The 13,780-nt window shown below is 72.8% G+C and carries 11 protein-coding genes; 7 read left to right on the top strand and 4 right to left on the bottom strand.

Annotation, left to right across the window (positions count from 1 at the left end; all coding sequences use genetic code 11):
• Positions 1-11 precede the first annotated feature (11 nt).
• Both KM427_RS07095 and KM427_RS07090 read right to left on the bottom strand, forming a co-directional pair.
• On the bottom strand, positions 12-290 hold the full coding sequence (locus KM427_RS07095) for a hypothetical protein (protein ID WP_183591236.1): 279 nt from the start codon (positions 288-290) through the stop codon (positions 12-14).
• Positions 291-294: 4 nt separating this feature from the next.
• A complete protein-coding gene (locus KM427_RS07090) occupies positions 295-693 on the bottom strand; it encodes a (deoxy)nucleoside triphosphate pyrophosphohydrolase (protein WP_183591237.1) in 399 nt (132 codons plus the stop codon).
• Positions 694-716: 23 nt separating this feature from the next.
• On the opposite strand from KM427_RS07090, the gene KM427_RS07085 reads away from it, so the two are divergent.
• Entirely contained in the window at positions 717-1,601 is an 885-nt protein-coding gene (locus tag KM427_RS07085; protein ID WP_215526763.1) for an SMP-30/gluconolactonase/LRE family protein, read from the top strand.
• Between the two features lie 241 nt (positions 1,602-1,842).
• On the opposite strand, the gene KM427_RS07080 is transcribed toward KM427_RS07085, so the two are convergent.
• Positions 1,843-2,676, bottom strand: a complete 834-nt coding sequence (locus tag KM427_RS07080) for a thioesterase family protein (protein WP_252275121.1) — start codon at positions 2,674-2,676, stop codon at positions 1,843-1,845.
• 43 nt (positions 2,677-2,719) lie between these two features.
• On the opposite strand from KM427_RS07080, the gene KM427_RS07075 reads away from it, so the two are divergent.
• The 4 genes from KM427_RS07075 (at position 2,720) to KM427_RS07060 (ending at position 7,778) form a co-directional block, all read left to right on the top strand.
• Positions 2,720-3,073, top strand: a complete 354-nt coding sequence (locus KM427_RS07075) for a YidH family protein (protein ID WP_246389951.1) — start codon at positions 2,720-2,722, stop codon at positions 3,071-3,073.
• Positions 3,070-4,488, top strand: coding sequence for a hypothetical protein (locus tag KM427_RS07070; RefSeq protein WP_215526762.1), 1,419 nt, complete (start codon positions 3,070-3,072; stop codon positions 4,486-4,488). Before KM427_RS07075 ends, KM427_RS07070 begins: the two co-directional genes overlap by 4 nt.
• Positions 4,485-5,360: a phosphatase PAP2 family protein gene (locus KM427_RS07065; RefSeq protein WP_215526761.1), complete on the top strand. Its 876-nt coding sequence runs from the start codon at positions 4,485-4,487 to the stop codon at positions 5,358-5,360. The genes KM427_RS07070 and KM427_RS07065 overlap by 4 nt, the downstream gene beginning before the upstream one ends.
• Before the next feature lie 255 nt (positions 5,361-5,615).
• Positions 5,616-7,778, top strand: coding sequence for an MMPL family transporter (locus KM427_RS07060; RefSeq protein WP_183591243.1), 2,163 nt, complete (start codon positions 5,616-5,618; stop codon positions 7,776-7,778).
• 17 nt (positions 7,779-7,795) lie between these two features.
• Here the strand turns inward: KM427_RS07060 and KM427_RS07055 are convergent, their stop codons facing one another.
• On the bottom strand, positions 7,796-8,776 hold the full coding sequence (locus tag KM427_RS07055) for a hypothetical protein (RefSeq protein WP_215526760.1): 981 nt from the start codon (positions 8,774-8,776) through the stop codon (positions 7,796-7,798).
• Between the two features lie 182 nt (positions 8,777-8,958).
• Here KM427_RS07055 and KM427_RS07050 point away from each other — a divergent pair, with 182 nt between their 5' ends.
• Together KM427_RS07050 and KM427_RS07045 are read left to right on the top strand one after the other, a co-directional pair.
• A complete protein-coding gene (locus tag KM427_RS07050; RefSeq protein ID WP_215526759.1) occupies positions 8,959-11,043 on the top strand; it encodes a fibronectin type III domain-containing protein in 2,085 nt (694 codons plus the stop codon).
• 113 nt (positions 11,044-11,156) lie between these two features.
• Positions 11,157-13,739 (top strand): bifunctional FO biosynthesis protein CofGH, encoded by a 2,583-nt coding sequence (locus KM427_RS07045; protein WP_215526758.1) that lies wholly within the window; start codon positions 11,157-11,159, stop codon positions 13,737-13,739.
• Positions 13,740-13,780: the final 41 nt, after the last annotated feature.

The raw sequence follows: 13,780 nt of genomic DNA, 5'->3' as shown, positions 1-13,780 counted from the left end.
GGACACCACCCCTAACCACCGGAGGGGCGCTTGATCTTCCGCGGCTCGGTCGGCAGCTCGAGCGGCGCACGGGGCGCCCCGGTCTCGTCGGCGTCCAGCCAGCCGTCGAACTGGTCGACCAGCAGGTCGAGCTCGGGCTCCGGCGCGTCGGTCAGCACCGCCCAGGGGTGGTCCTCGTCGTCGTCCTCGCCGGCGAGCCGCTCCCGCTCGGCGGTCGCGGTGTACCCCGCCGCGACGAGCCGGGCGACCACGGCCCGGGCGTCGTCCTCCTCGAAGAAGATCCCGCGCACGCGGTCATCCTCTCCCGTCGGCGGCCAGGAGCGCACGCAGGTGCGGCAGGAACGGCCGGTCGGGCTCGAGCCAGTCGACCGTCTCCAGCTCGCCGGCCGCCAGCCAGCGGATCTCGTCGTGCTCGACCGGGTCGGGGTCGACGTCGGCGGCGGTCGAGACCAGTGCCACCCGCAGCACGTGCCGCTCGCCGATCGCGACCTCGCCGGGCAGCCAGCCGGTGACGGCGACCGCGCAGCCGAGCTCCTCGCGGATCTCGCGGACCACCGCGGCCTCGGGGCTCTCCCCCGCTTCGACCTTGCCGCCCGGGAACTCCCAGCGCCCGGCCGTCTCGGGCGGCGTCGTACGCCGCGCGGCCAGCACCCGTCGGCCTCGGACGATCGCTGCTCCCACGACTGCGGTCATGCTCGGACGCTACCGTTCGCGACGTGCACGTGACCCGCACCGACGACCTCGACGGCGAGATCGGGTCGCTCGCCGCGCGGCACGGCGGACGGGTCGGACTGACGCCGGTGCTGACCGGCCTCGACCGCCGGCTCCACCGGTCCTGGGCACCCGGCCTCGACGTACGCCGCGCGTGGGCATGGGACCGGCACGACCAGGCGGACCGGCGCTGGTGGCCGCAGGGCGTCTCGGTCGCGACCGGTGGCCGCTACCTGGCGGTGACGTGGTACGCGAAGGACGGCGGCTCGCGGGTGTCCTTCGTCGACCTGCGCCGGCGTCGCTACGGCCACGTGCCGCTCGTGCTGCCGACGCCGGAGGGTCACGAGCCGCTGCGCATCCACGCCGGCGGGCTCGCGTGGTCCGACCGCCGCCTGTACGTCGCGGCCACCCGGACGGGCCTGTGGGCCTGCGACCTCGACGACATCGTGGGCACCCGCGAGGGCTACCTGCTGCCGGCGCGGCACCGGTTGGCGCCGTCGGCGGACTTCCGGTTCTCGTTCGTCGCGCCGGACGGCGGGTCGCGGCTGCTCGCCGGCGAGTACGGCGGCGCGGGGCAGCCCCACCGGCTGCTGTCGCTGCCGACGGACAGCGGGCCGGCGGAGGTCACCCAGCACGGTGTCGTCCGCGCCCAGGGCGTCGTGCGCACCGGCGATCGGCTGCACCTGACGGCCTCGCACGGCACCCGCGGCCTGGGCTCGCTGTGGACCGGCGCGGCGGGATCGCTCCGGGAGCGGCGGCTCGCCCTGCCGATGGGGGTCGAGGACCTCGCCTACGACGCGGCCCGGGACCGACTGTGGACGGTCACCGAGCACCCGTGGCGGCGCTGGATCGTGATGGTCCGGGTGCCGGGTGGGGCGGCCGCACGGTAGCCGACTCCTCGATGGCGGAGAGGTGGTTTCGAGGCTCGGGCCTGGCGGCCCTCACACCTCAACCACCGTGGTACGACGACGGTGGTTGAGGTGCGAAGGCGCGCCAACGCCTGAGCCTCGAAACCCGCAAGCCGACAAGCTGCCGTCACCACCGACGTGGCGGTACGACGACGGTGGTTGAGGAGGTTGCGCTAGCAACCGTCTCGAAACCACCCGGCGCCACGCACGACGCGACGACAGATCAGCCGACGGGGCGGGGCTGCCGGGCGAGCTGGCGACTCTGCGCGACCAGCCGGCCGGCGGAGTCCCAGACCTCGCAGTCCTCCTCGAACATCCCGCCGGCGAGGTTGCGGGTCGCATGGCGCACCTTGAGCCAGCCGGGGGCCGGCTTGGCGCGCACGTGGGCGGTCAGCTCGAGCGTCGGCGCCCAGCCCATCATCCCGAGGTCGAAGGTCACCGGCGGCAGCGCGTCGACGACCATCAGCAGCGAGATCGGGTCGGGCTCGCGGCCGTCGGCAAGCCGGAACCACGCCGCGATCTCGCCCCGTCCGCTCGGCTGACCGACCGCCCAGCCGACGTGGTCGGGGTGGAAGCGCATGTCGAAGCGGCCCATCATCGGCGCCAGGTCGAGGATCTCCTGGGGTGCGAACGTGTTCGCGACGCACGCATCGGGCGGGGGCAGCACCGGCTCCTCGGCCGTCGTGCGCACGTCGTCGCCGAGCCGGTCGAGGTCGCCGTACGTCGCCAGCGCGGCGATCCGGGTCTCCTCGCCCTGCGCTCCCGCCTGGCGCAGTTCGGCCGACGCGGTCGCGACCGTGCCGCCCTCCCGCCGCACGTCGACGGCCACGGTCGCCGGTCCGGGGGTCGCGGCCGAGAGGTAGTACGCCGAGACCGCGAGCGGGTCCGGCTTCTTCGGGAAGGTCTCGCGCAGCGCGGTGCCGATCAGCGCGAGCAGGTAGCCCCCGTTGACGCCGCCGCCGACGACCCAGCCGCGGTCGAGATCGGCGGCGTACCTCCCGTCCGCATCGTCACCGGCGGACCGGACGGCCGTATGGGCATCGAACTCGAACGTCACGCTCGCGAGCCTAGACAACGCGTCGTACGGAAGGATGGGGCCCATGACGCGACGTCGGCCACACTGGGTCTACGACGCCGGGGAGGAGCCCGACCCGCGGTTCACCCTGGCCAACGAACGCACCTTCCTCGCCTGGGTGCGCACCGCGTTGGCGATGCTGGCGGGCGGCGTCGCCCTGCACGCGCTGGGCCTGCCCGACAACGACGGGGTCCGCGGCCTGCTCGCCGTGGCGCTGGTGCTGCTGGGTGCGCTGGTCACCGTGCTCGCGATGGTCCGGTGGGCGCGGGTCGAGCGGTCGATGCGCACCCGCACCCCCCTGCCCGCGTTCAATCTCGGCATCCTGATCACCGGGACCGTCCTCGTCGGCGCCGTCCTCCTGGCGTTCGCGCTCGCGTGACCCCCCGCCTGCAGGTCGCCGCCCTGGCGGTCGGCGCCGGCCTCTGCGTCGTGCCGTACGTCGGACGCACCCTCTCCCCGGACGAGGGTGGCCTGCTGCTGCTCGCCTCCCAGTGGTCGCCGGGGACCTCGCTCTACGGCGACTACTTCGTCGACCGGCCACCCGGGCTGGTCGCCCTCGCCGCGCTCGCCGACGCCGCGGGCGGCGGCTGGGCGCTGCGCGGCCTCGGCGTCCTCGCGGTCGTGGCCACCGTGCTGCTCAGTGGTGTCGTCGGCCGGCTCGCAGCGCCCACCCGCCGCTCGGCTCCGGTGCTCGCGGCCGCCACCGCGGCGCTGCTCACCACGACACCCCTCTTCGGGGGGACCGTCGTCAACGGCGAGCTACTCGGCCTGCCGTTCCTGCTGGGCGGGATCGCCGCGGCGCTCCGTTCCGTCGGGGTGTCGTCGGGGCGCGCCGCGCTGTGGTGGGGCGTCGCCGCCGGCGCCGCCGGCGCCGGCGGGGCGCTGGTCAAGCAGAGCCTGTTGGACGTCTTCGTGTTCGCCGCCGTGCTCGTCCTGGTCGCGCGCCGGGGGCGCCCGGCGCTCGGCGTCGCGGCGGGCGCGGTCGCCGCCGTCGCCGTGGCCCTGTGGGCGGCGTGGGCCCGCGGCACCGATCCCGGCGAGCTCTGGGAGGCCGTGGTGGTCTTCCGCCAGGAGGCCGCCGCCGTCATCGCGGCGTCGGCCACCGACTCGACCACCCGGCGGCTGGGCGGGCTGTTCCTGGCGCTGCTCGCAACGGGGGTGCCGGTGCTCGGCGTCGTGCTGGGTCGGCGCCTGCGCCGACCGGTCGAGACGGCGGGGATGCCGGACCTGCGCTGGCCGGCGCTCGCGACCCTCGCCTGGGAGCTCGCCGTCGTGCTGCTCGGCGGCAGCTACTGGCTGCACTACCTGATGGGCCTGGTGCCCGGCCTGGTGCTGCTGACGGCCGCCGCGTGCCAGCGACCGCTCCCGGGCCGGCGTGCCCTCGCCGCGGCGTACGCCGTGATGGCGGTGTCGACCGCGGCCGCGCTCGTCTGGGTGCTCTGCTGGCCGATCGAGCGTCCGGAGCGACCGGCGGTCGACTGGCTCGCCGATCACGTGACCAGCGGCGACACGGCGGTGGTGGCGTTCGGCGCGCCCAACATCCTCGAGGAGGTCGGACTGCGCAGCCCGTACTCCGACCTGTGGAGCCTCCCGGTGCGCGTGCACGACCCCGAGCTGGCCGACCTGACCGCGCTGCTCCGCAGCGACGACCGCCCGACCTGGGTCATCGTGGCCGGCCGGTCACTCGGATCATGGGGCATCGACGCCACCGTCGCCGACCGGGTGCTGGCCGACCACTACGCTCTGCAGGCCACCACCGGCGACTGGACGATCTACCGCGAGGACGACGAGTGACCCGAAGGACCGCGATGGCGGCGTACGCCGTCGTCCTCCTCGCCTGGTGCTGGCTCGTCGGGGTCCCCAACGACCCCGCGGGCGTGATCATCTGGATCTGGCTCGGCACGCTCGCCTGGCAGATCGAGGACGCCGACCGCGACCCGTGGCGCTTCTGGCGGGACTGGTGGAAGCCGCTGCTCCTGCTGGTCGTCTACTGGCTGGTGCGGGGCCTGGCCGACGAGATCGGCATCCCACCCCACTACTCCATGCCGGTGCGCTTCGACGAGTGGCTCTTCGGCGGCGCCGTGCCGACCGTGTGGCTGCAGGACGCCTGGTGCGGCGACCCGTGCCTGAAGTCGCTCCCACCACGCTGGTGGGACGTCGCCTTCACGAGCGTCTACGCCTCGCACTTCCTGGTCGCGCTGACGCTGGCCGGCGTGCTGTGGGTGCGCAACCGCGACGAGTGGGTGCGCTGGCTGCGGCGCTACATCACGCTGCTGCTCGCCGGACTCACGATCTACATCGCCTACCCGATGGCGCCACCGTGGATGGCCGCACGGGACGGCTACCTCGACGAGGTGCATCGGATCACCAGCCGCGGCTGGTCGGAGATCGACCTGCACCGCCAGACGATGGTCATGTGGGGCATGGGCAACAAGGTCGCCGCGATGCCCTCGCTGCATGCCGGGATCGCCTTCCTGGTCGCGTTCTGGTTCGTCTCCCGGCTCCGGAGCCCCTGGCGGTGGCTGGTGCTGCTCTACCCGCTGGCGATGTCGCTGGCGCTCGTCTACTTCGCGGAGCACTACGTCGTCGACACCATCGCCGGTGCGGCCCTGGCGGTGCTGGTGATGGTCGCCGTCGGTCGCTGGGAGCTACGCCGCGCGGCGTAGCCGGCGCCGACCGGGGTTTCGGCTGCTGACAGCCACGACCCGCGCGACGCGCCGTGGTGCCTCGGCGTGTCGTGCGGGTTTCGGCTGCTGACAGCCGAAACCCGCACGGTCGTCGAGCCCAGACCCGCTCAACCACGGGGAAATAGCGACAGTCATCGTCGCCAACGGACGGTCCGATGAGTTCTCGCGCGGCCGGCGGTCGAACTAGGGGAAATCCCCGATGCCACTGTCCCCACCCACTGGAAGAGTCGTCCCATGCACCGTCAGATCGCCGGCCGACTGACCGGCCCCGTGACCAAGTGGCTCGTGCTGCTGTTCTGGCTCGTCGCCCTGGGCGTCTTCGGCTCCCTGTCCGCCAAGCTGGTCGACGTCCAGAACAACGAGGCGTCCTCCTGGCTGCCGGCGAGCGCCGAGTCGACCGAGGTGTCCGAGGAGCTGTCGAGCACGGTCGACCCCAACAACATCCCGACGCTCGTCGTCTACTACAAGCCCTCCGGCCTCACCGATGCCGACCGGACCGAGATCACCCGGCAGGCCCAGGAACTCGGCAACATCGACGGCGTCGTCGAGGGCACGGTCCTCACCCCCGAGCAGGCCGCGGAGCAGGGGTTCGGCGGCTACTCGGAGGACGGCCAGGTGGCGGTGACGTCGCTGACCTTCAACTTCGGCGCCAACGGCTGGAACGACATCCCCGACGCCGCGGCCTCGATCCGCGACATCGCCCAGCTCGACGGGGCCGAGGTGCACCTGGCGGGGTACGGCGGCCAGGCGGCCGACGCCGCGGAGGTCTTCGAGGGCGTCGACACGACCCTGATCCTCGGCGCGCTCACGGTGGTCGTGATCATCCTGCTGTTCACCTACCGCAGCCCGCTGCTGTGGATCCTCCCGATCTTCAGCGTCGTGGTCGCCTACAGCGTGTCGGGCGGCGTCGTCTACCTGCTCGCCAAGTACGCCGACCTCACCGTCAACGGGCAGAGTCAGGCGATCCTCGGCATCCTGGTGATCGGCGCCGGCACCGACTACGCGCTGCTCCTCGTCGCCCGATATCGCGAGGAGCTGCGCCGCCACGACAACCGCCACGAGGCGATGGCGTTCGCCCTGCACCGCGCGGCGCCGGCGATCCTCGCCAGCGCGGCCACGGTGGCCGCCGGCATGCTCTGCCTGCTGCTCGCCGACCTCAACTCCACCGCCGGTCTGGGCCCGGTCAACGCCATCGGCATCGGCGTGACCTTCCTCGTCATGGTCACCCTGCTGCCGGCGCTGCTGGTCATCTTCGGGCGCTGGATCTTCTGGCCGAAGCGCCCGGCGTTCGGGTCCCCCGAGCCCAACACGACCGGCTTCTGGGCCAAGGTCGGCCGGGCCATCGCGCCGCGGCCGCGCCGGGTCTGGGTGATCACCACCGGTGTACTCCTCATCGCCTGCCTCGGCGTCCTCAAGATCGACGCGGGCGGCATGTCGACCGAGGACGCCTACACCAAGGAGTTCGACGCCATCAAGGGTCAGCAGGTGCTCGCCGCACACGGCCTGGTCGACAACTCGAACACCATCCAGGTGATCGCCAACTCCGACCGGATCGATGCGGTCGCCGCGTCGCTCGACGGCGTCGACGGGCTCGGCGAGCCCACGCCCGCCCAGCCGATCTCCGACACCCGCAGCTACTTCGAGGCACCGATCGACGCGGACATCTCCTCGCCGACGGCGTACGGCATCGTCGAGTCCAGCCGCGCCAGTGCGCACGGCGTGGCGGGCGCCGACGCACTGGTCGGCGGCGGCTCGGCGTTCTACCTCGACACCAAGGTGGCGTCGAACCGCGACAACAAGGTGATCATCCCGACGGTGCTCCTCGTGGTGCTGCTGATCCTGATCTTCCTGCTCCGGGCGCTCGCGGCGCCGTTGATCCTGATCGGCACCGTGATCCTGTCCTTCGGCGCCGCGATGGGCCTGTCGGCCCTGGTCTTCGACTACGCCATGCCGTTGGTCACCGACCATTGGCCCGACGGCGTGCAGGTCGATCCGGGGTTCCCGCTGTTCGCGTTCGTGTTCCTCGTCGCCCTGGGCATCGACTACAACATCTTCCTGATGACCCGGGTGCGCGAGGAGACCGCGCAGCACGGCACCCGCAAGGGCTCGCTGGTCGCGCTCAGCTCCACCGGCGGGGTGATCACCTCGGCCGGCATCGTGCTCGCCGCGACGTTCCTGGTGCTCGGCTCGATCCCGTTCGTCTTCCTCGCCGAGCTCGGCGTGGCGGTTGCGCTGGGCGTGCTGCTCGACACCCTGATCGTGCGGTCGGTGCTGGTCACCGCGATCAACCTCGATCTCGGCGGCAAGATCTGGTGGCCGAGCGCGCTGGACCGCAAGCCGCCGGTCGTGCCGCCCGACGCGGCCCAGCAGGAGGAGCCGGAGGCGGTCCGGGCCTGAGGAGGCGCAGGGTCCGGTCAGGACCGACGCGCGGCGCCCCAGGCGACGCCGAGCTCGAACAGCGACCCGACGCGGAAGTGGTCCATGGCCTCGGAGATGCGGCGGCGGCCGGTGCGCTCGGAGATGCCGAGCGCCCGCGAGGCCGCCTCGAGGGTGGCGCCGCTGTCCATCAGCGTCAGCAGCTGGTCCCACCCCGACTCCTGGGAGCGGGCCGCGACCGCACGCTCCCAGAGCCGCTCGAAGATCCAGCCGGCCATCCCCGCGACGGCCCGACTGCGGACGGCGATGACGGAGGTCGGCCAGGCCTCACCCCACACGAGCGGTAGCGCGACCGTCTCCTCGTCGGTGATCCAGAACCAGCCGGGTGGACGGTCCAGGAGCCGCAACTGCAACCCGCCGTCCAGCTCCTCGGTCACCCGCTGCTGGGCGTCCGGGTGGATGACGTCGCTGATCGACGCGATCACCCGGATCCGGCTGTCCGTCCCACGCCCGGCCTGGTGCCAGACAGCCTGCATGACGGGGTCGGCGACGTAGAGCCGCGACGCGTCGGGCAGCACCACATCGGTACGCCGTGCCGGCCGCCGCCCCTGGCGGACGTGCCAGAGGTCGACGACGGCCTCGGGACCGTGGAAGACCTCGACGTCGAGGTGCTGGCTCCCGCCACCGCCGGTGTCCCAGTCCCGGGCCAGCGCGGGCAGCTGGCCGACCACCTCCGCCAGGTCGGCCAGGTGCCGGAGCATCTCGGCGCCCAGGTCGCCGGCGCGCCGGCGTACGACGTCGGCGATGACCTCCTCGGGGGCCGTGTAGCCGACCCGGTCGCCGCGGACCTCCACGAAGCGCTCGGCCTCGAGCCAGGCCAGGTCGCGCCGGACCTCGTCCTCGTCACGCACGGCGAGGCCCGCCAGCTCGGCCACGGTCTCCGCCCGCGAGCGCAGACCCACCCCGAGGAGCTCGAGGGCGGTCGACTCGGGCGAGCGGGGCGCGGGCTCGGGACGCACCGGGTGATCGTCGCACGCCTCAGCCAAGCAATCCGATGCGGACCCGGTGTGTCCGCTACCGGTCATGTCCGGGATCGGCCAGTCCGATAACTGCCATGGCCGATTCCGGACACACCTGCGGCACCGATCTGGCGACAAGATCCGTGGGCGCCTCGACCCCGGGGCCTGACGGAGGGAACACGATGGACACACCCCGGCCTCGGACGCTCCGAGCCGCACGACTCACCGCCGGCCTGGCCGCGGCGGCGCTCGGCGCCGGCAGCCTCGCCGGCCTGGCCGTCCCGGCGCACGCCGCGGACACCACCGGCTTCCCGCGCACGCTGACGTTCGAGCCGTCGAAGCTGATCGCGACCGCCGACGCGGTCTACGCGGTCGGCTTCGAGGAGGCCGACGACGCCACCGAGAGTCACGGGTACGTCCAGAAGGTCGGCTCGGGGGACCCCGTCGACCTCGGCGAGGGCACCACGGTCGCCGACGCGGCCCTCACCGATGACGGCAGCCTGCTCGTCGTGGGCACGGTCAGCGACGGCGACGGCACCGACTCGGCGACCTGGTCGATCGACACCGCAGACCTGGGCCAGCCCGGTCCCGCACCGGAACCGACGCTGGCACCGTCGGGCGACCGCGTCTCGCTCGTCGACGTCGACTCCGCCGGGCCGTACACGGTCGGCAACGACGGCGCCGGCCAGCTGCGGATCTGGCAGGAGGACGACGCGGTCGCGGTGGTCGCCGACGCCGCCGAGGCGACGGCCACGGCGTCCACGGGCGCGGTCGGGCAGCGGACCTGGTACCTGGCCGGAAGCGCGTGGGATCCCGTCACCACCGCCACCCTGTGGGCCGTCACCGAAGAGGGCGAGGACCCCGATCCGGTGCTCCTCGGTGCCGCGGGCGACGACCCCGACCAGTACGTGCAGTCGATGGCGGTGGACCCGGCCACCGACATCGCCTACGTGCTGACGCTGCGTGACAACGAGGACGGGCCGCAGACCTACGGCCTCAACGTCGTCACCGCCGGCGAGGACACCTACGTCCCGCTCGACTACGCCACCGCACTGGCCCTGTCGCCGGACGGCGACACCGTCTACCTCAGCACGGGCTACGACATCGTCGCGCTCGACGCCGACGACGTCGCGTCGTACGCCGAGGGCTCCGACGTCCCCTCGGTCTACCTCGACTCCGACGACACCCTGACCGAGCTCGCGACCGACCCGGCGGGGAACGTCTTCGCCGCCGGCGGCAACGACGTCTTCGCGGTGGCCGTCCCGGAGGCACCGACCGCCCTCGCGGCCGCGCCGGACCCGATGTCCACGGAGGGCGTCACCGCCTCGTGGGACGAGGGCAAGTACGCCTGGCAGCTGGAGGACGCCGGCGGGGCGCCGGCTCGGTACCGGTACGAGATCCGGAGCGCCGACGACGAGGTCGTCGACTCCGGCACGACCAACGACCAGATCGTCTCGGTCAGTGGCCTGCAGCCGGGCACGACCTACGACGTCCGGGTCGCGAGCACCAACGGCCTCCTCGACAGCCCCTGGGTCGAGCAGCAGGTCACGACGCACGACCGCTACCTGAGCGCCCCGTCGGCCCTCGCCGTCCAGGGCAGCCTGACCGTGGGCAGCACGCTCAGTTTCGCCGCCACCGGCGCGTGGGAGGCCGGCACCGACGTCACCTACGAGTGGTACGGCGCCACCGAGAGCATGGGCGGTCAGATCGCCACCGGCCCCACACTCACCCTGACCGCCGAGCACCTCGGCCTGACCATCACCGGCGTCGCGACCGGCACCAAGGCGGGTGCGGCCGGCGTCGCGCTCGTCGCTCGCGCGAGCGGCACGGTCGCGAACCCGGCCCAGCCGCCGATCACGGCCCCGGTGACTCCGCCCGCTCCGAAGGTCCTCGCCGCGGCGACTCCGAAGATCTCTGGCACGGCCCGGGTCGGCGAGACCCTGGTCGCCAAGCCCGGAAAGTGGACCGCTGGCGCGAAGCTGAGCTACCAGTGGGAGGCCGCCGGCAAGCCGATCAAGGGCGCCGACGGCCGCAAGCTCACGCTGACCAAGGCGCTCAAGGGTAAGCGGATCGGCGTCACCGTGACCGGCAGCCTGACGGGCTACGCGACGGAGTCGCGGACCAGCAAGGAGACCGCGAAGGTCGGCGGCGCCGCCAAGGCCGGGGCCAAGCCCGGCAAGGGCAAGGGCGGCAAGGGCGGCAAGGGCGGCAAGCCCGGCAAGGGCAAGGGCGGCAAGCCCGGGAAGGGCGGCAAGGGCCACCGCTGACCGCGAGACACACCTCCGTGCGCCGGCCCGATCGAGGGGGCGGGCCGGCGCACGGAGGTGACCGACAGGCGGCCGCCGTCCGCAGGAGAGGGGCGGCTGGTTAGCCTGTCAGAGTGAGCGAGCGGCCCACCCCCCAGCAGGTACGTCGTGCGTTGGCCCGTGCGGAGCGCGGTGCGGCCTTGGATGTCGCGGAGGCCACCGCGCTGTTGGCCGTGTCCGGTGTGGAGCTCGACCGGTTGAGTGCGGCGGCCGCGAAGGTCCGCGACGCGGGCCTGGTCGCGGCCGGCCGTCCCCGCGTGGTGACGTATTCGCCGAAGGTGTTCATCCCGGTCACGAAGTTGTGTCGGGACCGATGTCACTACTGCACGTTCGTGGAGACGCCTGGTCAGGCCGCGCGCGAGGGTCGTGCGCCGTACCTGTCGCCCGACGAGATCATGGAGATCGCGACCCAGGGCGCTGCGATGGGGTGTCTCGAGGCGCTGTTCACCCTGGGCGACCGGCCCGAGGAGCGGTGGCCCGAGGCGCGGGCGTGGCTCGACGAGCAGGGCTACGACTCCACGCTCGCCTACGTGCGGGCAATGGCGGTGCGGGTGCTGGAGGAGACCGGGCTGCTGCCGCACCTGAATCCCGGGGTGATGTCGTGGGAGGAGCTGAACCGGCTCAAGCCGGTGTCCCCGTCGATGGGGATGATGCTGGAGACCACGTCACGGCGCCTGTTCGAGACCAAGGGAGAGGCCCACTATGGCTCTCCCGACAAGGATCCCGAGGTCCGGCTGCGGGTGCTCGAGGACGCGGGCCGGCTGTCGATCCCGTTCACCACCGGGCTGCTGGTCGGCATCGGGGAGACGCTCGAGGAACGGGCCGAGACGATCTTCGCCCTGCGTCAGGTCTCACGGGCGTACGGGTCGGTGCAGGAGGTCATCGTCCAGAACTTCCGGGCCAAGCCCGACACCGCGATGCGGCACGCCGACGACCTCGGTCTCGACGAGTACCGTGCCGCGATCGCGGTCACCCGGATCGTGCTCGGCCCCAAGGCCCGGATCCAGGCGCCGCCCAACCTGGTGGATCTGGCCGAGTGCCGGGCCCTGCTGGACGCGGGCGTCGACGACTGGGGCGGCGTCAGCCCGCTGACGCCCGACCACGTGAACCCGGAGCGGCCCTGGCCCTCGCTGGAGCGGCTGCGGTCGATCACCGCTGAGTGCGGCTTCGAGCTCGCGGCTCGGCTGACCGTGCACCCCGAGTACGTCCGCGCCGGCGAGCCGTGGCTCGACCCCCGGATCTCCGGCCACGTCGCCGCGCTCGCCGCCGACGACGGCCTCGCGCGGCCCGGCGTACGGCCCGTCGGGATGTCCTGGCAGGAGCCCGACGGCGGGTTCGCCTCGGTGGGCCGCACCGACCTCTTCGAGGCCGTGGACCGTGAAGGACCCGGTGGGGGCAGGTCCGAGGACCGGCGCTCGGACTTCGCGAACGTGTACGGCGACTGGGACTCGGTCAAGGAGGCCGCTGACGGGGTTTCGAGGCTCGCTTCGCTCGCACCTCAACCGCCGTCACCGGTGGTTGAGGTGCGAGGAGCGCCAGCGACGAGCCTCGAAACCACCGGGGCGGCCGCCCTCAGGGCCGCCGAGCGGGACCCGGGCAACCTGTCGGACGAGCACGCGCTGACGCTGATGACCGCGGAGGGCGACCTGCTCCGCGAGGTCTGCCGACTGGCCGACGACCTGCGCCGCGAGACGGTCGGCGACGACGTGACCTACGTGGTGAACCGCAACATCAACTTCACCAACGTCTGCTACGTCGGCTGCCGGTTCTGCGCGTTCGCGCAGCGGCGCACCGATGCCGATGCCTACTCCCTCTCCCTCGACGAGGTCGCCGACCGGGCCCAGGAGGCCTGGGACCTCGGCGCGACCGAGGTCTGCATGCAGGGCGGGATCGACCCCGAGCTGCCCGCCACGGCGTACTTCGACCTGGTCACCGCGGTCAAGCAGCGGGTGCCGCAGATGCACGTGCACGCGTTCTCCCCGATGGAGATCGTCAACGGCACCGCCCGCACCGGCCTGTCGATCGAGGACTTCCTGATCAAGGCCCGCGAGGCCGGCCTCGGCTCGCTGCCGGGCACCGCCGCGGAGATCCTCGACGACGAGGTCCGCTGGGTGCTCACCAAGGGCAAGCTGCCCACCCGCACCTGGATCGAGATCGTCTCCACCGCCCACCGCGTCGGCATCCCGACCACCTCGACGATGATGTACGGCCACGTCGACCACCCCCGCCACTGGGTCGGCCACCTCCGCGTCCTGGCCCGCATCCAGGACGCCGCGCTGGAAGCCGGGGGCACCGGCTTCACCGAGTTCGTGCCGCTCCCCTTCGTGCACACCAGCGCACCGATCTACCTCGCCGGCGTCGCCCGCCCCGGCCCCACCATGCGCGACAACCTCGCGGTCCACGCCATGGCCCGGATCATGCTCCACGGCCGGATCCACAACATCCAGACCTCCTGGGTCAAGCTCGGCATCGACGGCACCCAAGCCATGCTCCAAGCCGGCGCCAACGACCTCGGCGGCACCCTCATGGAAGAGACCATCTCCCGGATGGCCGGCTCCGAACACGGCTCCGCCAAGACCGTGGCCGAACTCGTCGAGATCGGCGCCGGCATCAACCGACCCGTCCGCGAACGCACCACGACCTACGACCTCCGCTGAGCGCGTTCCGGCCAGCACACCCGCAGCCCCGGGCAGGGTTG

This window comes from Nocardioides sp. LMS-CY (assembly GCF_018732145.1).
Lineage (GTDB): Bacteria > Actinomycetota > Actinomycetes > Propionibacteriales > Nocardioidaceae > Nocardioides > Nocardioides soli.
The sequence above is the reverse complement of the archived record's forward strand: the minus strand, read 5'-3'. Positions and strand labels throughout refer to the sequence as shown.